A 23,758-nucleotide genomic window follows, 5' to 3' on the forward strand; every position below is an offset into this window, starting at 1 on the left:
TCACCCCGCCGGCATACATCGTCCCTGCGCCCACCGGCGCAGCTCGGCAATGCGTTCGGCCATCGTCACGCTCAGCGGCGGGCTCGCCTCCAGGATGGTCGCCAGCGAATCCGTGGTCACCTCGCGCTGGTGCGCAAAGGCCTCATGCCGAGCGCTGATGATGCCCTGCTCGATCTCGGCACCGCTGTAGCCCTCGGTGATCTCGATCAATCGATCGAGGTCGAAGTCCGCCGGGTCGAGCCGGCGCTTTCGCAGGTGGATCCGCAGGATCGCCTCCCGGGCGTCGACACCCGGCAGATCAACGAAGAAGATCTCGTCGAAGCGGCCCTTGCGCATCAGCTCGGGCGGCAGGCTCTCGATGTCGTTGGCCGTCGCGACGATGAACACCGGCTCGCTGTGCTCCTGCATCCACGTCAGCAGGCTGCCGAACATCCGGCGGCTCAGGCCTCCGTCCGAGCCCGTCGATCCCGCCGACGCGAAGCCCTTCTCGATCTCGTCGATCCACAGGATGATCGGCGCCATCAGTTCGGCCTGGTGCAGCGCCTTGCGGAGCCGGTGCTCGCTCTCGCCGATGAAGCGGTCGTAGAGCACCGTCGGGTCCAGCCGCAGCAGCGGCCGCTTCCACGCGGCACTGATGGCCTTGGCGCACAGGCTCTTGCCCGCGCCCTGCACCCCCAGCATGAGCACGCCGCGGGGTGCCTCCAGCCCGTGCGCCTCTGCCTCGGCCTCGCTGGTGAGCACCCGGCTCGCCAGCCACGTCTTCAGGTTGGCCAGCCCGCCGATGTCGTCGAGGGTCGTGGGTGCCTCGACGAACTCGAGCAGCCCGTCGGCCCGCACATACTCCCGCTTGCTGGCGATGACGTGCGGCAGGTCGTCGGCATCGAAGCGGCGGTCGGCGCGGATGATCTCGGCCGCGATGTTGCGGATCTGCCGCCGCGTCAGCCCGCGGAGGTTGCGGACCATCGCCTCCCACTCGCTCCGCTTCACGTCGATCTCGATGGGCGTATTCAGATGGTGCGCCCGAAGCTCGCCGCGCACCAGCCGCTCGATCTCGTCGAGGTCCGGCGGGTGCAGCTCGAAGGGAGCCGCGTAGGGGCGCACCGCGGCCGACGCGATGGGCTGGTGATCGATCAGCACGAGCTTCTGCACGCGCTGGGCTGCGCGGAAGAGCGCCTCCCGCATGGCCCGAGCGGTCTTGGCGTCCTCCAGGTGCGGGCCCAGATCCAGGAACACGTGCACCCCGCCCAGGTGCTCGCTGGCGACCTTCCGAAGGGCGTGCTCGGCCCGCTCGGTGTCCACCGCCACGGGGAGGTCCTCGACGTCCGCGTCCTGCAGGCCAGTCGTGGCCGACCAGCGATGGCAGGGCATGCCCAGGTCGGCGGCGGCGTCGCGGACTAGCTCGAGCGCGTGGGCCTCCTCGTCGGTCACGATCGTGATCGCGGGCTGCGCGGTGACCCTTAGGAGTTCCCTAAGCCTGTCCTGGTTGGTCTGCGTCATGCACGCCAGCGTATCGCTTATAGGACGCCTCTCGTGGCGTGCATCCCCTTCTCGTGCCCCGACGAAGGACATGGGGTTGTGCCGCGGTCGCGGCGCGGTACATTGGGCCCGCGGGACGAGCCGTAACGGCCCGGATCCCGCCGACCTAGCCATCCCGGACAGAGTCTCGGTGCCGCTGCCTCGGCACGGATTCGTACGGGTCACGCTAGGGCCGGCGAATCACACCATCCGGGCGGCCCGCCGCCCAAGACCTGGGGAGGTCGACGCCATGCTTTCACGTTCCCTCGTACGCGGCCTGGCCGCGGGGCTCGCCGTTGCCGCCGCCGCGGCGTTCGCGCAGCCCCTGCTGGCACAGGACGGCCCGCAATCGCCCATCGTGTTCGACGACCTGGTGTCCCACACCATCGAGCGGCTGGACGTGGTCCGCGGCCAGGACGGCTCGCTGCGCACCACCGTCATGCTCGGCGCCGAGCCGGCCACGCTCATCCTCACCCCGCACTCGGTCCGCACGCCGGACTTCGAGGTGCTCATCCCCCAGCCCGACGGCTCGCTCAAGCGGGTCGTCGCGCCCGCGCCCACGACCTACCGCGGCCGCGTGGTCGGCATGGAGTCCAGCACCGTCGTCGCCGGCTTCTTCCGCGACGGGCTGACCGCCGAGATCTACACGGGCGAGGGCGAGGACAACGACTGGATCGTCCAGCCGCTCCGCGAGCGCGTCGATGGCGCCGCCGACGACCTGCACGTCGTGCACCGCCGCGTGGACGACATCTCGCTCGATCTCATCGGCGGCGTGTGCGGCACGCCCGATGATCCCTTCGCGGCGCTGCAGCACATGGGCCAGCCCGATGCGCCGGGCGTCGACGAGACCCTCGTGCTCGACCTCGCCGTCGACACCGACTTCGAGTTCTACCAGCTGCTCGGCTCGTCCGAGCCGGCGGTCATCGCCGCCATCGAGAACCAGGTCAATGCCGTCTCGAGGATCTACGAGCGGGACGTCGACACCGTCATCCAGCTGGGCACGGTGATCGTCCGCGATAGCTCGTCCGACCCCTACACCACCAGCGATGGCGGCGGCCTGCTGGGCCAGATGCGCAACCACTGGCGGTCGACCAAGGGCAGCATCGTCCGCGATACCGCCTCGCTGATGAGCGGCCGGGACTTCGCCGGCGGCGTGCTGGGCGTGGCCTATCTCAGCGGCCTGTGCAGCACCACCAACGGCTACAACGTCAACCAGTACCGCAACCTGAGCGTCGCGGCCCGCGTCGCGGTGCACGCCCACGAGATCGGCCACAACTGCAGCGCCCCGCACTGCTCGGGCGGCGACTGCAGAATCATGTGCGCCGGCATCGGCGGCTGCTCGGGCGACATCTTCCGCTTCGGCAACGCCTCGAAGGCCACCATTCGCAGCTTCCTCGAGCGGGTGCCCTGCATCGATCCGCTCGTCGTGATCCCAGATCCGCTCGCGCTGCCCTTCGAGGACGGCTTCGACGCCTCGGACGACCTCGACCCCATGCTCTGGACCGACGCCTCCGAGGTCTTCGTCTCCTCGGCCGTCGTGAACCCGATCTCCTCGCCCAATGCGCTGGGCTTCCGGCCCGACGGCACGCTGTCGACCGTGGACCTGGACGTGCCCGCGCCCGGCGTCGCGCCCACCTACGTCAAGTTCTGGACGCAGGCCCGCTTCGTCGAGGCCGGCAAGTCGCTCCGCGTCGAGTACTTCTCCACCTTCTCGGGCACCTGGGAGGAGTTCGGCTCGATCGTCTCGGACGGCACGACCCAGGACCAGTACGTGCAGCACGAGTTCGAGGTGCCGCTCACCGGCGTGGGCAACCAGTTCCGCCTGCGGCTGACCGCCGTCGGCACCGACATCGCCGACGTGTGGTTCGTCGATAGCGTCGTCATCGACGAGTTCTGCCGCGCCGATCTCAACAGCGACGGCGCGCTGAACATCTTCGACTTCCTGGGCTTCCAGACCTTCTTCGACCTGGGCGACCCCCGGGCCGACTTCAACAGCGACACTCGCTTCGACGTCTTCGACTTCCTGGCCTACCAGAACGCATTTACGGCCGGCTGCTACTAGCGGCCAGACGCCGCCCCCGAGACGGCGGCACAATGCCTGACACATGCACGCACGCGAGCCCCGCCCGGGGCTCGCGTGCTTTCCTGCGCGCCTCCGGCAACCCCCCGAGAGCCGGCGTCAGCCATCGGCCGTGCTATCAATTGGGCATGGAGGCCGCACCGCTCCAACCCGCCGGTGGCATGCAGGCCGCGCGGCTGCTCGCCGGCGACATCAAGATCGCCCACTCGGTGTTCGCGCTGCCCTTCGCGCTGCTCGCGGCCGTCCTGGCGGCCGGCGCGTCCGCGGGCGGCATCCGCTGGCAGACGTTCGCCGGCCAGCTCGCGCTGATCCTCGCGTGCATGGTGGCCGCCCGCACCTGGGCCATGCTCGCCAACCGACTCGCAGACCGCACGCTGGACGCCGCCAACCCCAGGACCCGGGGCCGCCCGCTCGCCTCGGGGCGGGTGTCGCTCCGCGCCGGCGGCGTTGCCCTGTTCGCGTCGGCGGGCGTGTTCCTGGCGGCCTGCGGCCTCTTCGGCGTGCTCTTCGCGAACTGGTGGCCCCTCGCGCTCGGCGTGCCGGTACTGCTGTGGATCGCCTTCTACGCGTATACCAAACGCTTCACCTGGCTGTGCCACGCGTTCCTCGGCGGGGCGCTTGCCGCCAGCCCGCTTGCCGCCGCCATCGCCATCGGCGGCATCGGGTCCCTCGCCATGCCCGCGCTCTGGGCCATCGCGAGCATGGTCGTGCTGTGGGTCGGCGGCTTCGACGTCATCTACGCCCTGCAGGACCTCGAGCACGACCGACGCGCGGGCCTCAACAGCATCCCTGCCCGGTTCGGCTGGCGAGGGGCGGCCTGGATCAGCCGCGGCATGCACGCCGCCGCCGTCGCGTGCCTGGTGATCGCCCTAGCGATCGAGCCCCGCTTCGGCGTGCTCTTCCTGCTCGGCGTGCTCGCGACCGTCGCGTTGCTCGCCTGGGAGCACGCCGTCCTCGTCCGGCGGGGGCAAGCCGGCATCCCCATGGCCTTCTTCACGCTCAACGGCGTCATCAGCGTGCTGCTGGGCGGCCTGGGGATATCGGATGTCCTGCTGACGCCCCTCGCGGCCTAGGGGCCCGCCCGACCGCACCGGCGGTGTTCGGAATCAGAATTTTCAAACAATACTGAAAGTATTGCTTGAATCCGGGCCGCCGGCTCGCGATACTCACGGCATGAAGGTGGACACCCGCGACCACGCCCCGACCGGGGGCGCCCAGGACGAATTCATCGCCGCCTGGGGGCAGATGAGCAGCGCCTGGGGCATCAGCCGCACCATGGCCGAGGTGCATGCCCTGCTCTACATCACCGGCGAGGCGCTGTGCACCGACGACGTGATGGATCGGCTCCAGATCTCGCGGGGCAACGCCAGCATGTCGCTGCGGGCGTTGCTCGAGTGGGGCATCGTCAGCAAGGCCCACAAGCGCGGCGATCGCAAGGAGTACTTCCTGGCGGAGCAGGACATCTGGGCCATGTTCCGCGCCATCGTGCGCGAACGGCTCAAGCGCGAGGTCGAGCCCCTCATCGCGCAGCTCAACGACATCCGCGATCGCAACGACGAGACCGGCGACGCGCAGACCACCGCCGACTACCAGGGCCGCATCGACGCGCTGGTCGACTTCTTCGGCACGGTCGACCGCCTGGGCCAGCGGTTCGCGAGCCCATCGGGCCAGGGCCTCCGCGCGGCCGCCACCCTCCTGGCGAAGGTGTCCTGATGTCGACCGCCAGCGTGCCCATCCCCGGAGTCGCGTCCGCCGAGACCTGGAGGGCGGCCGATGCCCGCGCCGTGCTGGTGCGGTGGAGCGTGGCGTCCGATGCGCTGCCGTCCGCCCTGCGGTCGCTGCTCGCCGAGTCCGTCGCGGGCCTGGACCCGGTGGTCGAGATGTGCTTCGAGGTCCACCGCGGCGCAACGGCCCGCCTGACGATTGCGGGCATCGAGGTGCCCTACGAGAATCCCTCGGGCGAACAACCGGACGCCGACTTCGTGGCGGAGCGTTGCACCCGCGGTCCGGCCCGGGGCGTCATCGCGTGCGATGGGCCATCGCTGTCGGTCGTCGTGCGCCCCGCGACCGCGAACGACCCCGCCGGCTCGTACGAGCCCGGTTCGCGAACACGCAACAGGCTGCTGTACGCGCGGTGCGACGTTCCGCGACGCCTCGGGCTCGCCGGTGGTCGATACCAGCTCGTCGGCTGCGAACTCGCCTAGGTATTGCGGTGCGGCGTGCTGCCGCTACGGGCAGCCCGCGTCGAACAGGTTCTGGAACGCCAGGAAATCGAACAGCGTGAGCGAGCCGTCGCCGTCGAGGTCGGCCGCCGCCGCCCCCGCGTCGAAGAGATTCTGGAACGCCAGGAAGTCGAAGATCGTCAACTCGCCGTCGCCGTCGAGATCCGCCGGACAGCCCTCGGCGATCGGGATGAGCAGGAAGCCGCGGCTGCCCCCGGCCGGGCTGCGGCCATTGCCGCAGATCCAGCCCCGTTCGTTGATGGACAGCGCGTTGGTCAGCTCCCACCCATCGCCCGAGGTATCGACGAGATCCAGCAGCGGCACCGCGCCATTCACGCCATCCCAGCGGATCGCGCCAACGGCGCTCCGGCCGACGGCTACGCCCGATTCGTTCGCGTCGAGCAGCGCCGACGACACGCCGTCGCCCAGTCCCGCGCCGGCGTCCAGGACCGTTCCGGCGCCATCCCAGATGGCCGCCCTCGTGATGGAACCAACCGAGGCGAGCCCCACGTAGAGCCCCGCGTCTGTCCTTGCGTGCACCGTGTCGGCGCCCGGTGCCGCGTCATCGAGCCGCGGAAACACCCGCGTCGTGCCGTCGGCCCGCCACTCGACGGCGCGGATCACGATGCCGCCCAGCGGGTGCCGCCCCGCGCCGCCAACCACCCCGCCGTCGGGCAGCACACGCGAGGTGGATACGGCCCCGCCCCAGGTCTCCAGCGGCCGTGGCGCACCGGCGCCGCCCGGCTCGGGCCAGACGAACGCTTCGCGCGACGGACCAACCTTGACGAGCGTCTGGCCGGCCGCGTTGATGCTCTCGGCGCGGCTGAACGTGCAGCCCTCCGGGCCCACGGCGACCATGCCGCCCGACGCCGTCCACACGAAGCCGCTGGTCTCGCCGCACGCCGCCGTGCTCTGGCCCGCGACCATGCCGTCCACGATCGCAAAGCCGCTGCTCGAGACCCCGCCCGGCAGCGTGCCGAGCACCATCGGCACGCCGCTCTCGTCCCAGATGGCCGCACGCAGGCCATCGGCGCCCGAGACCTGGCCCGCGACGATGCCGCCGTCGTCGACCTGCAGCGCGAGGGATTGGTTCGCACCGCCGGGCAGATCGGCGAGCTCGACCAGTGCGTATTCGGCCTGTCCGGCCGCGGGGGCGGCGAACGAACAACACGCCAGCAGGACGGCACGCACGCGCAGCATGATCCGAGCATACCCCGCTTCCGGGGATCCGGCAGTGCGCGTCCGCGCCAGTCTATGGTCCGATAATAGTTCCAAACGCCGAGCAATAAGCCCCCGCCTGGATCGGGCGGGGGCTGGTCCTGTGCGTGCCGATCCCAGGAATCGCCGCTAGACGCCGACGGCCTGCGACTCGGCGGGCTGGCCGCTCTTCTTGCGGCGGACCCAGTCCTTGGCGAAGTCGCCCAGGGCCTTGGTCAGATCGTCGTTGATCTCGTCGGTGAGGGCGCGGCTGTCGTCGATCTTGTCCCAGATGTGCTTGTAGCTGGTCTGGAAGGCCTCGAGCAGGTCCCGCTCGAATTGCGGCACGTCGGCGATGTCGATCTCGTCGAGGTGGCCCTTGGTGCCCGCGAAGATCGAGATGATCTGGTCGACCACGTGGTAGGGCGTGTACTGCGGCTGCTTGAGCAGCTCGACCATCCGGGCGCCGCGATCGAGCTGCTTCTGCGTGGCGGCATCGAGCTCGGTGCCCAGCTGCGCGAAGGCCTCCAGCTCGCGGAACGCGGCGAGGTCGAGGCGGAGCGAGCCGGCGATCTTCTTCATCGCCTTCACCTGGGCGCTGCCGCCCACGCGGCTCACCGAGATGCCCACGTTGATGGCCGGCCGCACGCCCGAGAAGAACAGCTCGGGCTCGAGGTAGATCTGGCCATCGGTGATCGAGATCACGTTGGTGGGGATGTAGGCCGACACGTCGCCTTCCTGCGTCTCGATGATCGGCAGGGCGGTCAGCGAGCCGCCGCCGTTCTCATCGCTGAGCTTGGTGGCCCGCTCCAGCAGGCGGCTGTGGAGGTAGAAGACGTCGCCGGGGTAGGCCTCGCGACCCGGAGGACGCTTGAGCAGCAGCGAGAGCTGGCGGTAGGCGACGGCCTGCTTGCTCAGGTCGTCGTAGACGAGCAGCGCGTGCTTGGGCGTCTTGCCCTGCTTGCCCTGCCACATGAAGTACTCGCCCATGGCGCAGCCGGCGTAGGGCGCCACGTACTGCATCGGGGCGGGGTCCGACGACGCCGCGTTGACCACGATGGTGTAGTCCATCGCGCCGTTCTGCTTGAGCGTCTCGACCACGCCGGCGACGGTCGACTCCTTCTGGCCGACCGCGACATAGATGCACACCACCGCCTCGGGCGTGCCCCAGTACTGCTTCTGGTTGATGATCGCATCGATGGCAACCGCGGTCTTGCCCGTCTTGCGGTCGCCGATGATCAGCTCGCGCTGGCCCCGGCCCACCGGGATCATCGCGTCGACGGCCTTGATGCCGAACTGCAGCGGCTCATGCACCGGCTGGCGGTCGGCGATGCCCGGCGCGATGATGTCGACCTTGCGGTACTCCGCCGCCTCGATCGCGGGGCCGTCATCCAGAGCGCGACCCAGCGGATCGACCACGCGGCCCAGCAGTCCCTCGCCCACCGGCACCTCGAGCAGGCGGCCCGTGCTCTTGACCAGGTCGCCCTCCTTCACCGCGAGGTAGTCGCCGTAGATGACCGCGCCGACGGTGTCCATCTCCAGGTTCATGACCTGGCCCATGACGCTGCCCTCGGCGGTCTGGAACTCCAGCAGCTCGCCGGCCATCGCGTTGGCCAGGCCGTACACGCGGGCGATGCCGTCGCCGACCTCGACCACCCGGCCGACCTCGGAGACCTCCAGCTCGTTGGCGTACTGCTCGAGCTCGGTGCGGATGACGCTGGCGATCTCGTCGGTTCGGATCTTCAACGGAGTGTCCTTCCAGGCCGGGCCCGGAGCCGGGCCGACGCGTCCAAGAGTCGTGATCGGTGCCGAGGCCGCCACCCGCTGCCATCGGCTGCCGCCCGTGCTCGCCGAAGAGAGCTGCGGCGGGTGCCAAGGGTAGGAGGAAGGCCCGCGGATATCCGCCGCCAGGGCCCGCGATTCCTCCTCCGCCAGCCCGCCGGATCACGCCGGGCGTGGCTCCAGATAGGGATTGCGGCAGCGGGCATCGCCGGTATACTCGGCCCGTTCGCACCCCCTCGGCCCCGCGTACCGGGGCCGGGCCCGCGCGACGGGAGGCCGCGATGCACGCCCCGGGACAGGCCGCCCTCCAAGCCCTCGCCACGCGTCTGTCCCTCGCCGCGCCGGGCGTCGCGGTCCTGCTCGCCCTCGCCGCCCTGGCCGGCTGCGCCAGCAACGACAAGGCGGCCTGGTACATCGCCGACCCGATCACCACCACCGAGCGGGCCGACCGCGTGCGGGGCGGCAAGATCAACCCCGAGACCTACGCGGTGAAGCTGCACGGCGCGGACGATCCCGTCGTGCTGTTCGCCTTCGCCGCCGACTTCACGATGGACGACAGCCAGGACGACGCCCGCAAGGAGGCCCGCAACCTGCTGCAGTCCAAGCTCATGGCGCTCTCGGAGGAATCCGTCGAGCGGCACTTCAACGACGTCTTCCAGACCCAGGACACCGTGAATTCGGCCCTGGGCCTCACGGCCATCGGCTTCACGACGGCCGGCGCCATCGTGACCAACGCGACCAGCCAGATCTTCAGCGCCATCGCCACCGGCGTGCTCGGCGCCAAGTCACTGGTGGCCGAGGAGATCTACGCCGACAACCTGCCCGAGGTCATGATCAGCCGCGTGCGGGCCGAACGCGAAGTGCAGGCGGCGCTCATCGCCAAGAAGCAGCGCCTCGCCATCGACCAGTACTCGGCGGCGCAGGCCGTCGACGACGCGCTGAAGTACCACAGCCTCGGCTCGTTCCAGACCGCGCTGGCGCTCGTCGTCCAGGATGCCCAGGACGTGGCGAAGGACAAGGCCGACGAAGCCAGAGAGAACGAAGAAGACCAAGTCGATGAGATGCTGGACGAGGACGGCGAGTCCGCACGGGACCAGCAGCCTCTAGCCCAGCCGGACTGACTCGCCATCGGAGAGAATCCGCGTTGCGCTACGCCCCGGGCTCGGGATCGGGTGCCGTCCGGGGCGCCGGCTCGACCACCACCGGCACCGTCCAGTCGTCGGTGAGGAACTCCAGGTCGGAGCCCCGGCCGCGGGTCCAGTCGTCGAAGCGGGCCGTGAACTCCGCCGGCCCCTCCACCAGTTCGACCTGTTCGAGCGGCAGGTAGGCCGCCACCGGCAGCTGGCCCTCGCGGACCGCCGCCACCAGTTCGCTGGGGCCGCGGATGGTCACGTTCCGCAGGTACGCGTCGGCGGGCTCGATCCGCACCGCCCACTGCTCGAGCTGCGAGGACGACAGCCGCACCAGCACCGGCACGCTGGGGATCTCGTAGGACTCGATGGTGTCCCGCAGCGTCAGCGTGGCATCGATGGCCGTCGGCTCGATCGAGATCAGCTCGCTCTGCCACTGCGAGGGGATCTGCAACGGCAGCTCGGCCAGCTCGACCCGCCCGCCGCCGCGGATCGAGCCGACGCGGCCGCCCTCGACCTGCGTCGTAATCGTCGCCACGCCCGGGCCGGCCAGCCGGGATCGCGGCCCGCGGACCCGCACAACCGATGGCGTCGCCGCCGGCGGCACCGCCAGCTCGACGTCGCTCACCAGCACCTCCACGGGCAGCGTCCGCTCCTCGATCTCGTCGACCTCGACCTCCAGGGACGGCGGCGTCACCTCGAGCACGCCCACCGCCGACCGAGCAAACACGGCGTGGTCGCGGAGCACGTCGCGGAGCACCAGCGGGTTGCGGCCCACGTCGGCCACCAGATCGTCGCCGACGACCAGCTCGATGGGCTCGCCCAGCCGCTGCGCCATGCGACCCAGCGCCGCGCGGGAGCCCTCCATCCGCAGCGTCACCGTGGCCGTCCGCGAGTCGTTCTCGGGCACCCACGCGTCCAGCGCCGAGCCGGGCGGGGCGGCGAGCCGCAGCGTGACCGTGCGCGACACCGTCGTCAGGCTCCGCGCCTCGGCGAAGGTCCACAGCACCACCGAGAGACCCACCACGATGATCGCCCGGATGATCGATGCGCGGCTAGGCCGTGCCCTGGACATCGTCGGCCTCCACTGGCTGCGCGGCCAGCGGCCGCTCGCTGCGTTCCTCTTCGGCCGACTTGGGCCGCTCGGGCGGCTCGCGGGTCAGGCCGCGGAACAGCGCCTCCCGCAGCTCGTCGGGCGTCATCGGTTCGGTCAGCCGGCCCCGCTCGGCGATGCGGATGCCGCCGCTCTCCTCGCTGACGATGACCACCAGCGCGTCGCAGTCTCGGCTGATGCCCACCGCCGCGCGGTGCCGCGCACCAAAGCCGGGGTCGGGCATCTCGGCCGCGCTGGCCAGGGGTAGCTGCACGCCCGCCGCGTGCACGATGGGCCCCTTGATGATGACCGCCAGATCGTGCAGCGCCGTGCCCGGAAAGAAGATCGTCTGCAGCAGCCGCGCCGATGCCGCCGCCCCCAGCCGCGTGCCGCCCTCCGCCAGGCCGCCCAGGGGCGTCCGCCGCTCGACGACGATGAGCGCCCCGAACTTGGCCTTCTGGAAGTAGGTGCACGCATCGACGATGGCCGAGATCACCTGCGCAATCTCGCCCGGCGTCGACCGGAAGATGGGCGCCTCGCCCAGCCGCGTCAGCGCCCGCCGCAGCTCGGGCTGGAACACGACCACCAGCGCGATGGCGACGACCACGCCCGCGCGGTCCAGCAGGTAGCCCAGCCGCTCGAAGGTCTCCTCGCGGCCCACCAGCGTGAGGAACAGCCGCGCCGCCATGCCCAGGAGCACCAGCGCGAGCAGGCCCTTGAGCACGCCCGCCGCGCGGGTGCCCTCCACGAAGCGGAGCACCACCCACACCACCATCGCGATGATCGCGATCTCGGCGAAGACCTCCCACCACTCGTAGCCGCCCATGCGGTCCAGAGCGTCCTGGATGGCCTGCATCAATTCCACGCGGCGGGACCCCGTTGCGGGCCGAGGGTGCTCGATCCATGGGCCGCAAGAACACCCGACCCCTGCGACACCGACGCCACTCTACGCGAGCGGTCCACCTAGCCTCGCAGCGGCATGGTCCGCGTCATCGGCTTCGAGTCCACCCCGAATCCAAACGCCATCAAGATCGTGCTCGAGGGCGCGATCCCCGCCGCGCCCAGGTCCTACCGCCACCCGCCGACCGGCGCCGGCCTCGCGAGCGCCGACCCCCTCGCCGCCGCCCTGTTCGCCATCGATGGCGTGCGGGTGGTGCTGATCCACGAGGAATTCGTGAGCCTGTGCAAGGCGCCCGCCGCGGCCTGGAAGGCGATCAAGCCCCGGGCCCGGGCGGCCATCGAGGCCCACGCGGGAGCGGCCGGCGAGCCCGCCGATCGCGATGCCTAGCGCTCCTCCCGCCCGCGGGCCCCACACCGGCATGCCCCCCACGAGCACACCCAGCGATCGCGCCGTGGCAGACGCGGTGGAGCGCTGGTTCGCGTCGTCGGCCCGCGCGCTGCCCTGGCGGACCACGCCCCGCGATCCCTGGCTCTCGCTCATGAGCGAACTGCTGCTCCAGCAGACCCAGGTCGCCCGCGTGGCGCCCCGCTTCGCCCAATTCGTCGCGGCCTTCCCCACGCCCGCGGCCATGGCAGCCGCGCCGGTGGATCGCGTGCTGGAGCTCTGGGCGGGCCTGGGCTACTACCGCCGCGCGAGGCTGCTGCATGCCTGCGCGACATCCATCGTCGAGCGGCACGCCGGCCGCGTGCCCGACACGCTCGACGAGTTGCTCGCGCTGCCCGGCGTCGGCCGCTACACCGGCGGCGCCGTCGCGTCGATCGTGTTTGGCCAGCGCGAGCCCATCGTCGACGGCAACATCACGCGGGTGCTCCTCCGGCTGCACGGCGTCCGCACGCACGCCGCCGACGCCGAGGGCATCGCGTGGGCGTGGGATCGCGCGGCGGCGCTCGCCAACGCGGCCCGAGACGCCGGTCGATTCAACGAGGGGCTGATGGAGGCCGGCGCGACGCGTTGCACGCCCAAGTCGCCCGGCTGCGACGGCTGCCCGCTCCGCCGCTGGTGCGTCGCCCATCGCGATGGTCTCGCCGATGCCATCCCGCTGCCCAAGCCCAGGCCCGCCCGCCGAGACGTGGCCATGACCGCGCTGCTCGTCCGCGACCGCCGGGGCCGGGTGCTGCTCGAGCCCAGGCCCGACCGCGGCCTGTGGGCCGGGCTCTGGCAGCCGCCCGCGGTGGAGCGCTCCGGCCGTCGCCCGCCGGCGGTCGCCGCGACGCTGCGAGCGCTGGGCCTCGAGGGCCTCGTCGACGTGTCGACGCGGTCGAGGGCGGTGGACATCGAGACGAGCCACCGAGCGGTGCGGGCGGCCGTGTGGGAGGCCCGACCCGTGCACGCCGGCCGCGTCCGAGCGGCCCGCCGCCGCCACGGCGTGACCGCGCAGTGGGCCGACGAGCGCACGCTCGCCACGCTACCGATGGGCAACGCCCAGCGCCGGCTGCTCGATAGGGATATCCTGTAGATTGCCGGAGCGTTCGCGGGCCGAGCGCCATGCACAACCGCTGATATGGGCGTGAACGCCGACGCGAAGTCTGGCTGGATCAATCGCTTACGAGGCCAGATCGATCAGCGGGCGTTGTGGACAAACTGGGGATCCGGGATTCGAACCTGGACTAGATGAACCAGAATCACCTGTGCTGCCATTACACTAATCCCCAAGCACAGCAAATTGTACGCGGGCACCATCCGCCTTCCAGCGCTCGTAGCCGTGCCGCGGAGCCCGCGCGGAACCGGCCGGTGTGAATCCGGGTAAATTTACTCGGTCGCCAACGCCGGCCGCTGTAGAATTTGCGAGAGGACCCAACCCGTGCGCGGGGCAAGCCGCAGCGCGGACCCGCCCGACGCACCTCGGGGAAGAGGAGATACATCAGATGAAGACCCACGCCCTCACCGCGACGATCGTCGCCGCCGCAGCCGCGACGACCACGGCCCAGCTGTCCGACATCGTGTACACCAACGAGCGGGACGCCACCATCGATTCGTTCATCGGCGGTAGCGGCGGCACCCTGGCCGCCTCGGCCAACCCCGGCGCTCGGCTGGCCGGCATCGTGCTCGTCGGCGGCGACTTCTTCTTCGCCGACGGAGCAGCGAACGCCGACCCCACGCTCACCAGCGGCTTCTTCCGCCTGAGCGATCCCTTCGGCGCCGCGACGATCGCGCCCGTCTCGACGGGCCTGCCCATCGAGAACCCCATCGGCGTGCAGTGGGACGCCGGCCGCGGCAACTTCATCACCATCAACAACCCGGTATCCCCCGGCGCCACGAGCGTCGACGGCATCCTGGGCATCACCCCGGGCGGCACCGTCAGCACCATCTTCGAAGAGGACCTGTCGATCCCCAGGCCCCGCTACCAGGGCGCCGCGCGGCTCGCGCCCGATCCCGCCGGCACCGGCTACCTCGTGCCCAGCCCCAACGGCAGCGGCGCGGTCGTCGGCCCGGGTGAGCTCGGCACCGCGTCGGCCCTCTTCCGCATCGACATCGACGGCTCGCTGTCCGGCAGCCAGTCGCTGATCGTCGATCTCGGCGATACCGCTGTCACCGGCCTGGCCGACCCGCTGCTCGACACCGCGGGCGTGACGGTCAATCCCAGCACCGGCCTCGTGTACCTCACCGATCGCGACGCGGGCGCCATCTACGAGCTCACCCTCGACGGCGCCGGCGCGTTCGATTCCATCCGCGTGCTGGTCGACGGCCTCGACGAGCCCGAGGAGATCCAGTACGACCCATTCAACGATCGCCTCGTCTTCGACGAGAACCGCGGCAGCGACCTCGGCCGCATCAGCCAGGTTGAGCTCGACGGCACGGGCCTGACGCTGCTGGTCGACGACGTCGACACCCGCGGCATCGCCATCGTGCCCGCGCCCGCCACGCTGGCGCTGCTGGGTCTCGGCGGCCTCGCCGCCGCCCGCCGGCGTCGCTGAGCGACAACTCGATCGCACAAAACCCAATGACTCATGTGAGCGCCCCGCCAGCCGCGGGGCGTTCTCATGCCATGTACGAGAGTTCCACGATGGGGGAATGCACGTGACCAACATCAACCTGGCCTACCTGCTGTGGGCCGCCAGCTTCTTCGGGTTCGCGGGACTCCATCGCATGTACATGGGCAGGTGGATCACGGGCATCATCTGGTTCCTGACGGCGGGCCTCTTCCTCATCGGCACCATCGTCGATGCGTTCCTGATCCCCGGCATGGTCCGCGAGGCCAACGCGCGACCGGCGAGGATCGCGTAGCCCTACCACCGCTCCTCATCGTCCTTGGGCGCGAGCGGCCACGGCTCGCTCTGGACGCCGTTGACCGTCGTGCCGTTCTGGATCGCCGGCGCCAGGTTGTCCAGGAAGAAGTGCGGGAAGACCGGCGAGGGCGCGCTCAGCTCGTCGAGCCGCGCAGTCTGGTCGTCGGTCAGCTCGACGTCGAGGGCCTTGAGGTTGTCCTCGAGCTGCTCCATCTTGCGGGCGCCGATGATGGTCGAGGCCACCCCCGCGCGGTCCTGCGCCCACTTGAGCGCCACCTGTGCGGGCGACGCGTGATGGGCCGCCGCGATCTCCCGGAGCGCATCGACGATCGCAAACGTCCGCTCGTTGAGGTGCTTGCTCTTCTCGTCGTAGCGGCCCTCGCCCTGCTCGGGGATGTCCTCGCGCGTGTACTTGCCCGTCAGGATGCCGCCCTTCAGCGGGCTCCACGGCGTGACGCCAAGGCCCATCTCGCGGGCCATCGGCATCAAGTCGTGCTCGACCGTCCGCTCGAGCAGCGAGTACTCGATCTGCAGCGCGATGGCCGGGCTCCAGCCGCGGAAGATCGCCTCGAACTGGCCCTGCACGGCCTTCCACGCCGGCGTATCCGAGAAGCCGACGTACCGAACCTTGCCGGCCCGCACCAGGTCGTCGAGCGCCCGCATCGTCTCGTCGATGGGCGTGTGCTTGTCCCAGAAGTGCATCCAGTACAGGTCGATGTAGTCGGTCTGCAGCCGCCGCAAGCTCTGCTCGCAGCTCTCGTAGATCGTCTTCCGGCTGGCGCCACCGCCATTGGGGTCGCCCGGATAGGCGTTGCCCAGGAACTTCGTCGCGAGGACGGCGCGGTCCCGCCGGCCCTTGCCGGGTCCGGTTGCGAAGTAGTCGCCGATGATGACCTCGCTGTGGCCCTTGGTGTACATGTTGGCGGTATCGAGGAAGTTGCCGCCCCGCTCGATGTAGCGATCGATGATCTTCACCGACGTCTCGACGTCGCAGCCCCAGCCCCATTCCTCGCCGAAGGTCATCGTGCCCAGGCAGAGCGGGCTGACCCTCAGGCCGCTGCGGCCGAGCGTGACGTAGCGATCGAGTCCCATGCGTGATCCTCCTTCGTGCGGCATCGGCGCTGCGGATGCGTGAGGCCCCGGCTTCACGGGACGCGTCGTCCGCAGGCTAGAGCCACTGCCGCTCGAACGCCGCCGCGGCGCGCTTCATGAGGGAGTACGCCACGATGGGGCCCTCGAGCACGCCCGGCGGGCTGTGCGGCGTCGGATTGACGTCGATGGCGTAGATCCGGCCGCTGGTGCGATCGCGAAGCACGTCGATCTCGCCCAGATCGAGCCCCATCGCCCCCGCGAAGGCGAGGACCTGCGACTGCTCCGCGTCGTCGAGCAGCTCGCCGACCTCATGCCAGCTCGCGTGCTCGTTGGTGTTGAGGAAGCGCTCCGACTCCAGCCGGTACTTGCGGAAGCCCACCGGCAGCTCGTCGCCCACCACCATCACCCGCATATCGACCACCATCGGCTCGCGGACGGGCCGGCCGTCGATGGCGTCCGCCCGGTTGTCGATCTCGACCTGGTAGACGCTGCCGGGCTTCGGATCCTGGATCGGGCCTTGCAGCACGCGACCGTCGTGGGCGGCGTTCTCGTCGCCCTTCTCGACCATCGCGCCCTCGTGCGTCCGCGGATCCACCGCCATGCCGTAGCCGAACGCTTCGGAGTGCGCCGCCTCCACGCGGACCTTGCTGACGTCGAGGCACCGCTCGTTGAGCACGCGGACCCCCGCGGGCAGATCCGGCTGCGGCGGGAGCTCGAACTGCGTGTGGCTGCAGAAGGCCTGGGCGATCCGCGTCGCCGACGATGGCCGGTTGGTGAGCCGCAATCCGCACAGCCGCGCCAGCTTCCAGCCCAGGTGCGGCCGCTCGGGAACCATCGGGTAGCAGCAGTACTCGCCGCGGGACGCCGCGAGCTTCGAGTGCGCGTAGAACCGCCCGTAGAACAGCGTCTTCCGCGGCTCGGTGATCGTCTTCAACCAGACCGGGCGATCGGCGGCGGGCATGGGGCCAAGCATAGCAAACGCCCACGCCAACGCCCGGTCATGGACGTGCGCCGGCCACGCCCGGACCGGCGTACTAGAGCAGACTCGATCCAGGTATCGCGTGTGCGTGCGTTGAGGCCCGTCGGATTCACTCCGGAGAGGCCGTACGAGAGCGAGTGCGCGGCCGGGGGGCCGCGACGGAGCGCTCAAACATCCCCTAGAACGGCACCTCGACCGTGAACGTGAACAGCCGCTCGTCGTCCTCGGGTTCGTCCCGGATGGGGAAGCCGAAGTCGAAGGCCAGCGGCACGGGCGTCAGCTGCGGGATGATCACCCGGAAGCCGAAGCCCACCGAAACGCGGTAGTCCTGGAGCCCGGGCTCCTCCAGGATGGTGCCGCTGTCGACGAAGGCGACCAGCCGCAGGTTCTCGTTGATGAACGGTTGCTGGATCTCGACTCCGAAGAACAGCTCCCAGTTGCCGCCCACCTGGTCGCCGCCGAGCTCGCCCGTGTCGTTCTGGATGCCCACCGGCCCGATGCCCCGCACGTCGAAGCCGCGGAAGGCCGCCCCGCCCGTGTTGAACCGCTCGAAGACCGGCACCGCGCTGGTGCTCTGGGGGATGTAGCCCAGCCGGCTCGAGAAGTTGGCCACCGTCGCTCGCCCCAGGAAGTCCTCGCGGATGGGCACGTAGACCACGCCCCGCGCCGTCAGCCGCGTGAACTCCCAGTCGCCGCCCAGAGCGCCCGCCTGGTCGGCTCCCAGCGAGATCCGCGTGCCCCGCGTCGGCAGGAATGGATCGTTCAGCGTCGATCGGCTCACCGACACGCCGATCGAATCCAGCACCGACGTGCCGCCCGCCTCGAAGATGTCCACCGGCCGATCGGGCGGGATGTCGTTGATCGTGACCTGCTCGCCGCTGAGCGACAACGTCCCCTGCCACCGCTGGCCGAATCGCCGGCCCACGCCTACGCCCGCGCCGATCCGCTGGCGGTCGAAGTCGTCGAAGTCCCGCGTGCGGATGAACGTCTCGGCCGAGAAGCTCGTGTTGGTCTCCAGCAGGAAGGGCTCCGTGAACCGCAGCGAATACTCCTGCCGCTCGTTGCCGGGCTCGACCCGCAGCGCGAGCGTCTGCCCCCCGCCGCGGAAGGCCCGCCGCGCCAGCAACTCGTCCACCGACTCGGGCACGTCGGTGATGTCGAAGTTGGTCTCCACCAGGCTGATCTGGCCGAACACGCCCGTATCCGAGCTCACCGCGGCGCCAAAATTGAACTGGCCCGTCCGCGTCTCCTGCACCGAGATCAGCACGTCGCGGTACGGATCGCCCGGCACCCGCTCGGGCTGGAGCACGACGCGGACGTCGGGCCGGCCCAGCGGGCCAAAGAAACGCGAGCGCTCCAGCTGCTGCTGGGTTCGGTCGCCGTCGGAGTCCTCGATCCGCCGCCGCTCGTGGATGTCGGCGGGCGTGTCGGGCTCCAGCTCCACGAAGCGAAGCACCACGCGGGTCTTGGTGATGTCGTTGCCGATCACCGTGACCAGCCCCACCCGCGAGGGCGTGCCCTGCCGGATCGCCACCCGCAGGTCCACGACGCTCCGCTGCGCGTCGCTCAGGTCCTCGACGGCGACCTCGGTCAGCGTGTAGCCCAGCTTCGCCAGCGCCGCGTACAGGTCCTCCACGCTCTCGGTGATGAGCGAGGCGTTGTACACGTCGCCCGTCTTGATCGACATCAGCCCACGCACCTGGTCGGGGCTCAGCCGCGGCGCAAACTCCGGGTCGGCCGCGTCGGCGTAGTCCACGAGGATGTCGCGGACGGTGTACCGCTCGCCCTCGGCGATCTGGAAGACGACGATCACCTCGCGGTTATTGGGCGCGTCGATCCGCTGCCAGTCGGCCCGCACGTCCACGTAGCCGCGATCCCGGTAGAACGCCAGCAACGCCTGCACGTCGGCCTCGACGCGGGCCTCGTCGAAGCGGCCGCGGTCCAGGATCGGCGAGTACACGCTCGTCTCGATCTGTGAGCGCAGCTTGCGATCGCTGAACACGGCGTTGCCGTTGAAGCGCACGCCCGTGACCCGCAGCCGATCGCCCTCGCGGATGCGGAAGTAGAGGATGCCGGTCTCCTCGACCTCGCCGAAGTCGGGCGTGACCTGGGCCTGGAAGTAGCCTAGCAGCTCGTAGGCCTTCTCGATGTCGCGGGCGACGTTCTGGATCTGCACGGGGTCAATCGGGTTGAGCAGCAGCTTGGACGCCAGCCGCCCGATGTCCTGCTCGCTCAGCTGCCGGTTGCCGATGGGCTGCACCGCCTGCACCAGCGGCTGGGGATCCAGCGTGAAGATGACCACGATCGAGCCGTCGCCCTGGGGCAGCGCCTCGACCACGATCCGCTCGAATCGCCCGAGCCGGTCCAGCGTCCGCCGATCTCGCAGCAGCGTCGCGGGATCCAGCGCCGTGCCCGTCCGCGTGCGGATCTGGTTGAGCACCGTCCGCTCGAGCACCGGATCCAGCGCGGTGAAGCCGTCGCCCTCGGGCCGCCGCAGCACGACGCCGCTCACCGGCCGATCCGCGAACGCGACGATCGGCCCGGTCACGTCCTCGTCCTGCGTGGGATCCAACTGCCCCAGCGCCGCGGCCGGCGCGGCTAGCACGCATGCGAGGGCGCACACCACCGAGCCGGCCAGGGCCGATCGGCCGATGCACGACACGCAATGGGCGGCCACTCGACGCAAGGCCGGTGACAGTACCTTGCCTAGCAGCCGCAAACAAATCCGCCCCCCGGGCCCGCCCAGGAGGCCCGCAGGGCCGTTCGCGTGGGGGACATCCTCGACACCCCGAGCCCGGGGTTCTACGTTGATCGCCCCGCGTGCGCGACCCGACGGATCGGGCCGCCCGCCGCCGAGATGCGAGGGAGCGAGCGTGCCCCAAGCCGGTAGGCCCCGGCCTCGATGGAACAGCCCAACGGTCCGCACGGCCCGCCTAGGCGGGCTGTGCGTCGTGTCGGCCATCGGGTTGATTGGTGCGGGCGCAATCGCGGCGGCCAGCCCGACCAGGCCCGCGCTGCTGCTGGCCGCCGGCCTGCTCGCACTGCCCGCCCTGGGCTTGGCCGCCCTCGCGGCCGACCGTTGGCTGCGGACCCGCCTGGGCTAAGGGCCCCGGTGAGCCGGTCCGCAAGCCGGGTGCCCCGCGGCCGAAAGTGGACGTCAGGCGCCCGCGGTCGCCTCGACGGGCTGGGCGGCCGGGAAGTCCACGTCGGTCTGGTTCACGTGGTTGAAGTAGTTGGTGTAGAAGTTCAGGGCGACGGCGCCGATGACCTCGACAACCGCGCCGTCGTCGTAGCCCGCGCCGCGGAAGGCGGCCAGGTCCGAGTCGTCGACGAAGCCCTTCTTCTCGACGATCGCGTGCGCGAAGGTGGCCAGGGCGCTGAGCTTGGCGTCGTCCAGGTCGCCCCGGCGGGCGCCCAGCGTCTGCTCCTCGCTCAGCCCCGCGCCCTTGCCCAGGGCGGTGTGGGCCGCCAGGCAATAGTCGCAGCTGTTCCGCTGGCCCACGACGAGGGCAACGATCTCTCGCTCGCCGGCCGACAGCGAGCCCTCGCCCAGAGCCCCCGACATGTTCATGTAGGCTTTCAGGCCCGCGGCCGAGTTGGCCATGCCCTTGATGATGTTGATGTGCATGCTCTTGAGCGGCCCATCGAGCAGGTCCTTGACCTCTCCGGTGGCGCTCGCGGGATCGACGACGTTCAGGCGTGGCATGGTGCGCTCCTTTCTCGTGCCGCACGCGGTTCGTATCGGAATTCGTGCGGCGGGAGTTAGCGGAACCGCCGCCCCGCCGCATCTATTCGCCCGGCCGCCGACAAACGAAAAAACCGGCCTTCCGTGGCCGGTCCTCGATCGAAGCGATCGTGCGAAGCTCGGGGGAATCGGGGCTAGGCGGCCCGGCGGGTCGAGCGGCGGACGCTGGTCCGGGCCGTGCTGCGGCCAGTGGTGCCGCGACCGGTCGAGCGGCTGCGGGTGCCCGCCAGCCGCAGGCCACGCGAGGTGGTGCGACGGGCCGTCGAACGCTTCGCCGTGCTCCGCGCGGTCGTAGCCCGGCGGGCCGGCGACTTGCGGGCGGTGCTGCGGGCCGTGGTCGTCCGGCGAGTCGCCGGCTTGCGGGCGGTCGTGCTCCGGCGAGTCGCCGGCTTGCGGCTGGTGCTCCGGCCGGTGCTCCGGCTGCGAGCCGTGGTGGCCTTGCGGGCCGTGCTCCGCGCGGTCGTGCGGCGGGCGGTCGACTTGCGGGCGGTCGTCCGGCTGCGAGTCGTCGTCGCCTTGCGCGCCGTCGTGCTGCGGCGGGTCGCGGGCTTACGCGTCGTCGTCCGGCTGCGAGCCGTCGTCGCCTTGCGGGCGGTCGTGCTGCGGCGAGTCGCCGGCTTGCGGGCCGTGCTCCGCGCCGTGGTTGTCCGCCGGGTGGCCGGCTTGCGGTTGGTGGTCCGGCTCGTGGTCCGGCTGCGGGCCGTGGTCGCCTTGCGGGTCGTCGCCCGGCCGGTGGTCTTGCGGGCCGTGGTCGCCCGCCGGGTGGCGGGCTTGCGGCTCGTGCTGCGGCTGCGGGTCGTGCTCGCCGTGCTCCGGCCGGTGGTCTTGCGGCCGGTGGTCTTCCGCGCCGTCGTCCGGCTAGTCGTCTTGCGGGCGGTGCTGCGACCGGTGGTCTTGCGAGCCGTCGGCCTGCCGGTGGTCTTGCGGGCGGTCGTCTTGCGGCCGCTGGTGGTCCGGCTGGTGGTCTTGCGGCTGCGGCTCGGGCTGCTCTTCACGCGGCGGCTCGAGGTCGTGCGGGCCGCGTGCGTGCGGCCGCCCGACGCGCGTCGGCGGGTGGTCGTGGTCCTGGCCATCACAACATCTCCATCAAGGGCCGCGGCCAGTTGGCTCCCCCGGGCACCCGGCCCATCCGTGGGCGGAGGCGTGCGCGCGACCGTGCATTCCGTGCGTTCGGCCACCCACGACGGGTGGACCTCCCGTATCGGCCCAACCATCGACCGAGCGGCGCAGCTGCATAAGCAGAAGCCACGAGCCGATCGAAGAAATACCATCAGTCCGGCAGTTTTTGCTTCACTCAGGAGACGCCGTGCACGCACGCCACGCGATCGACAAACCCGCCGCGCAGCATCCGCCCCCTGCCGGCTGGACGCACGATTCCTGGCGAGACAGGCCGCACGCGCACGGCGTCGCCTACGCCGACGCGACGCACCTCGCCCGCGTCACCGAACGCCTGTCCCAGCTGCCCCCACTGGTGACCTCCTGGGAGATCGAGCGGCTCAAGGACCAACTCGCCCAGGTGCAGCGCGGCGAGCGGCTGGTCATCCAGGGCGGCGATTGCGCCGAGACCCTGGCCGATTGCCGCCCGCGCGTCATCACCAGCACCCTCAAGATCCTGCTGCAGATGAGCCTGGTCGTCATCCACGGCTCGCGTCGGCCGGTCGTCCGCGTCGGCCGCTTCGCCGGCCAATACGCCAAGCCCCGCAGCGCCCCCACCGAGACCCGCGAGATCGACGGCACGCCCTGCACGCTGCCCAGCTACTTCGGCGACCTCGTCAACCACGTGGACTTCGACGAGCGCGCACGCGAGCCCGACCCAGAGATGCTGCTGGCCGGCTACCACCACGCCGCGATGACACTCAACTTCATCCGCTCGCTCGCCGGCGGCGGCTTCGCCGACCTGCACCACGCCGATACCTGGAACCTCAAGTTTCTCACCAACGCCGGCCTGCCCGAGCACCTCCGAGGCCAGTACCAGCAGACCGTCAAGGAGGTCCAGGATGCCATCCGCTTCGCCGAGTCCATCGGCGAGGGCCACCTCGGCGAGCTCGGCCGCGTCGAGTTCTTCGCCAGCCACGAGGGCCTCAACCTCGAGTACGAGAGCGCCCAGACCCGCACCGTGCCCCGCCGCGAGGGCCACTACTGCCTCACCACGCACCTGCCCTGGATCGGCGAGCGCACGCGGGACATCGCCGGCGCGCACGTCGAGTTCTTCCGCGGCATCCGCAACCCCGTGGGCGTGAAGCTCGGCCCCAAGACCGCCCCCGAGGACGCCACCGAGCTGATTCGAACACTGAATCCGTCGCGCGAGCCCGGCAAGATCGTGCTCATCACCCGCATGGGCGCGACCAACCTCGACGCCCTGCCCGCGCTCCTCGCCGCCGTCGAGCGCTCGGGCCAGCCCGTCGCCTGGCTGTGCGACCCCATGCACGGCAACGGCGAGCGCTCGCCCGACGGCATCAAGACCCGCCGCTTCGACGCCATCGTGCGCGAGCTGGAGGCCACCATCGACGCCCACCGCCGCGCGGGCACCCACCTCGGCGGCGTCCACGTCGAGCTCACCGGCGACGACGTGACCGAGGTCGTCGGCGGCGCCTCGGGCGTGACCCACGAGACCCTGTCCGAGAACTACGCCACCGCCTGCGACCCCCGCCTCAACTACGCCCAGGCCCTCGAGCTGGCGTTCATCCTGGCGCGGGCGCTGGGCCAGAACGGCTAGCCGCCCCGCAACGTAGGAT

21 protein-coding genes and 1 tRNA gene are annotated in these 23,758 nt (G+C 70.7%); 11 read left to right on the plus strand and 11 right to left on the minus strand.

The annotated features are described in order from the left end of the window. The gene (locus AAFX79_10375) at positions 1-1,497 is read right to left on the minus strand and encodes an AAA family ATPase (protein MEO1008965.1); all 1,497 of its coding nucleotides are present in this window, start codon (positions 1,495-1,497) and stop codon (positions 1-3) included. Positions 1,498-1,765: 268 nt separating this feature from the next. Between AAFX79_10375 and AAFX79_10380 the strand changes: the two genes are divergently transcribed. From AAFX79_10380 to AAFX79_10395, 4 genes are all read left to right on the plus strand, one after another. After that, a complete protein-coding gene (locus AAFX79_10380; protein ID MEO1008966.1) occupies positions 1,766-3,577 on the plus strand; it encodes a M12 family metallo-peptidase in 1,812 nt (603 codons plus the stop codon). A gap of 146 nt (positions 3,578-3,723) precedes the next feature. After that, entirely contained in the window at positions 3,724-4,668 is a 945-nt protein-coding gene (locus AAFX79_10385; protein ID MEO1008967.1) for a 4-hydroxybenzoate octaprenyltransferase, read from the plus strand. 100 nt (positions 4,669-4,768) lie between these two features. Next, positions 4,769-5,308, plus strand: a complete 540-nt coding sequence (locus tag AAFX79_10390) for an ArsR family transcriptional regulator (protein ID MEO1008968.1) — start codon at positions 4,769-4,771, stop codon at positions 5,306-5,308. Continuing rightward, positions 5,308-5,799, plus strand: a complete 492-nt coding sequence (locus AAFX79_10395) for a hypothetical protein (protein MEO1008969.1) — start codon at positions 5,308-5,310, stop codon at positions 5,797-5,799. The genes AAFX79_10390 and AAFX79_10395 overlap by 1 nt, the downstream gene beginning before the upstream one ends. Positions 5,800-5,823: 24 nt before the next feature. Here AAFX79_10395 and AAFX79_10400 read toward each other — a convergent pair whose 3' ends face one another. Both AAFX79_10400 and atpA read right to left on the minus strand, forming a co-directional pair. Beyond that, positions 5,824-7,017 (minus strand): GC-type dockerin domain-anchored protein, encoded by a 1,194-nt coding sequence (locus AAFX79_10400; protein MEO1008970.1) that lies wholly within the window; start codon positions 7,015-7,017, stop codon positions 5,824-5,826. 147 nt (positions 7,018-7,164) lie between these two features. Next, positions 7,165-8,760: a F0F1 ATP synthase subunit alpha gene (atpA, locus tag AAFX79_10405; protein ID MEO1008971.1), complete on the minus strand. Its 1,596-nt coding sequence runs from the start codon at positions 8,758-8,760 to the stop codon at positions 7,165-7,167. Between the two features lie 317 nt (positions 8,761-9,077). Here atpA and AAFX79_10410 point away from each other — a divergent pair, with 317 nt between their 5' ends. Further along, positions 9,078-9,917 carry a hypothetical protein gene (locus tag AAFX79_10410; GenBank protein MEO1008972.1) on the plus strand — a complete coding sequence of 280 codons (840 nt, stop codon included), beginning with the start codon at positions 9,078-9,080 and terminating at the stop codon, positions 9,915-9,917. A 28-nt stretch (positions 9,918-9,945) separates the two neighbouring features. On the opposite strand, the gene AAFX79_10415 is transcribed toward AAFX79_10410, so the two are convergent. Both AAFX79_10415 and AAFX79_10420 read right to left on the minus strand, forming a co-directional pair. Further along, positions 9,946-11,001, minus strand: a complete 1,056-nt coding sequence (locus AAFX79_10415; GenBank protein MEO1008973.1) for a hypothetical protein — start codon at positions 10,999-11,001, stop codon at positions 9,946-9,948. After that, positions 10,982-11,875: a diadenylate cyclase gene (locus tag AAFX79_10420; GenBank protein ID MEO1008974.1), complete on the minus strand. Its 894-nt coding sequence runs from the start codon at positions 11,873-11,875 to the stop codon at positions 10,982-10,984. Before AAFX79_10420 ends, AAFX79_10415 begins: the two co-directional genes overlap by 20 nt. Before the next feature lie 123 nt (positions 11,876-11,998). On the opposite strand from AAFX79_10420, the gene AAFX79_10425 reads away from it, so the two are divergent. Continuing rightward, complete coding sequence (locus tag AAFX79_10425) at positions 11,999-12,307, plus strand: NifU N-terminal domain-containing protein (protein ID MEO1008975.1); 309 nt, start codon at positions 11,999-12,001, stop codon at positions 12,305-12,307. A 64-nt stretch (positions 12,308-12,371) separates the two neighbouring features. Beyond that, positions 12,372-13,436: an NUDIX domain-containing protein gene (locus AAFX79_10430; protein MEO1008976.1), complete on the plus strand. Its 1,065-nt coding sequence runs from the start codon at positions 12,372-12,374 to the stop codon at positions 13,434-13,436. Positions 13,437-13,561: 125 nt separating this feature from the next. Here AAFX79_10430 and AAFX79_10435 read toward each other — a convergent pair. After that, positions 13,562-13,632 (minus strand) — tRNA-Gln (locus AAFX79_10435). 213 nt (positions 13,633-13,845) lie between these two features. Between AAFX79_10435 and AAFX79_10440 the strand changes: the two genes are divergently transcribed. Together AAFX79_10440 and AAFX79_10445 are read left to right on the plus strand one after the other, a co-directional pair. Further along, the gene (locus AAFX79_10440) at positions 13,846-14,895 is read left to right on the plus strand and encodes a PEP-CTERM sorting domain-containing protein (protein ID MEO1008977.1); all 1,050 of its coding nucleotides are present in this window, start codon (positions 13,846-13,848) and stop codon (positions 14,893-14,895) included. Positions 14,896-14,992: 97 nt separating this feature from the next. Beyond that, positions 14,993-15,205 (plus strand): NINE protein, encoded by a 213-nt coding sequence (locus AAFX79_10445; GenBank protein MEO1008978.1) that lies wholly within the window; start codon positions 14,993-14,995, stop codon positions 15,203-15,205. Between the two features lie 2 nt (positions 15,206-15,207). Here the strand turns inward: AAFX79_10445 and AAFX79_10450 are convergent, their stop codons facing one another. The 3 genes from AAFX79_10450 to bamA all read right to left on the minus strand — a co-directional run bounded on the left by AAFX79_10450 (position 15,208) and on the right by bamA (position 19,955). After that, the gene (locus tag AAFX79_10450) at positions 15,208-16,299 is read right to left on the minus strand and encodes an aldo/keto reductase (protein MEO1008979.1); all 1,092 of its coding nucleotides are present in this window, start codon (positions 16,297-16,299) and stop codon (positions 15,208-15,210) included. Between the two features lie 76 nt (positions 16,300-16,375). Continuing rightward, positions 16,376-17,260, minus strand: coding sequence for a hypothetical protein (locus AAFX79_10455; protein ID MEO1008980.1), 885 nt, complete (start codon positions 17,258-17,260; stop codon positions 16,376-16,378). Positions 17,261-17,456: 196 nt separating this feature from the next. Then, a complete protein-coding gene (bamA, locus tag AAFX79_10460; GenBank protein ID MEO1008981.1) occupies positions 17,457-19,955 on the minus strand; it encodes an outer membrane protein assembly factor BamA in 2,499 nt (832 codons plus the stop codon). Between the two features lie 196 nt (positions 19,956-20,151). Here bamA and AAFX79_10465 point away from each other — a divergent pair, with 196 nt between their 5' ends. Beyond that, the gene (locus tag AAFX79_10465; protein MEO1008982.1) at positions 20,152-20,382 is read left to right on the plus strand and encodes a hypothetical protein; all 231 of its coding nucleotides are present in this window, start codon (positions 20,152-20,154) and stop codon (positions 20,380-20,382) included. A gap of 53 nt (positions 20,383-20,435) precedes the next feature. Here the strand turns inward: AAFX79_10465 and AAFX79_10470 are convergent, their stop codons facing one another. Both AAFX79_10470 and AAFX79_10475 read right to left on the minus strand, forming a co-directional pair. Next, entirely contained in the window at positions 20,436-20,984 is a 549-nt protein-coding gene (locus AAFX79_10470; GenBank protein MEO1008983.1) for a carboxymuconolactone decarboxylase family protein, read from the minus strand. Positions 20,985-21,157: 173 nt separating this feature from the next. After that, on the minus strand, positions 21,158-22,096 hold the full coding sequence (locus AAFX79_10475) for a hypothetical protein (protein MEO1008984.1): 939 nt from the start codon (positions 22,094-22,096) through the stop codon (positions 21,158-21,160). A gap of 233 nt (positions 22,097-22,329) precedes the next feature. Here AAFX79_10475 and AAFX79_10480 point away from each other — a divergent pair, with 233 nt between their 5' ends. Then, a complete protein-coding gene (locus tag AAFX79_10480; GenBank protein ID MEO1008985.1) occupies positions 22,330-23,739 on the plus strand; it encodes a 3-deoxy-7-phosphoheptulonate synthase class II in 1,410 nt (469 codons plus the stop codon). The last annotated feature ends 19 nt before the right edge of the window (positions 23,740-23,758 follow it).

It is taken from the genome of Planctomycetota bacterium (assembly GCA_039819165.1).
Classification (GTDB): Bacteria; Planctomycetota; Phycisphaerae; order Phycisphaerales; family UBA1924; genus JAHCJI01.

Coding starts and splice junctions, on each gene's coding strand:
- AAFX79_10375 (MEO1008965.1), bottom strand. CDS start 1,497: ATGACGCAGACCAACCAGGACAGGCTTAGGGAACTCCTAAGGGTCACC.
- AAFX79_10395 (MEO1008969.1), top strand. CDS start 5,308: ATGTCGACCGCCAGCGTGCCCATCCCCGGAGTCGCGTCCGCCGAGACC.
- AAFX79_10445 (MEO1008978.1), top strand. CDS start 14,993: ATGCACGTGACCAACATCAACCTGGCCTACCTGCTGTGGGCCGCCAGC.
- AAFX79_10415 (MEO1008973.1), bottom strand. CDS start 11,001: ATGTCCAGGGCACGGCCTAGCCGCGCATCGATCATCCGGGCGATCATC.
- AAFX79_10450 (MEO1008979.1), bottom strand. CDS start 16,299: ATGGGACTCGATCGCTACGTCACGCTCGGCCGCAGCGGCCTGAGGGTC.
- AAFX79_10420 (MEO1008974.1), bottom strand. CDS start 11,875: ATGCAGGCCATCCAGGACGCTCTGGACCGCATGGGCGGCTACGAGTGG.
- AAFX79_10400 (MEO1008970.1), bottom strand. CDS start 7,017: ATGCTGCGCGTGCGTGCCGTCCTGCTGGCGTGTTGTTCGTTCGCCGCC.
- AAFX79_10380 (MEO1008966.1), top strand. CDS start 1,766: ATGCTTTCACGTTCCCTCGTACGCGGCCTGGCCGCGGGGCTCGCCGTT.
- AAFX79_10455 (MEO1008980.1), bottom strand. CDS start 17,260: ATGCCCGCCGCCGATCGCCCGGTCTGGTTGAAGACGATCACCGAGCCG.
- AAFX79_10385 (MEO1008967.1), top strand. CDS start 3,724: ATGGAGGCCGCACCGCTCCAACCCGCCGGTGGCATGCAGGCCGCGCGG.
- AAFX79_10475 (MEO1008984.1), bottom strand. CDS start 22,096: ATGGCCAGGACCACGACCACCCGCCGACGCGCGTCGGGCGGCCGCACG.
- AAFX79_10390 (MEO1008968.1), top strand. CDS start 4,769: ATGAAGGTGGACACCCGCGACCACGCCCCGACCGGGGGCGCCCAGGAC.
- AAFX79_10440 (MEO1008977.1), top strand. CDS start 13,846: ATGAAGACCCACGCCCTCACCGCGACGATCGTCGCCGCCGCAGCCGCG.
- AAFX79_10410 (MEO1008972.1), top strand. CDS start 9,078: ATGCACGCCCCGGGACAGGCCGCCCTCCAAGCCCTCGCCACGCGTCTG.
- AAFX79_10425 (MEO1008975.1), top strand. CDS start 11,999: ATGGTCCGCGTCATCGGCTTCGAGTCCACCCCGAATCCAAACGCCATC.
- AAFX79_10470 (MEO1008983.1), bottom strand. CDS start 20,984: ATGCCACGCCTGAACGTCGTCGATCCCGCGAGCGCCACCGGAGAGGTC.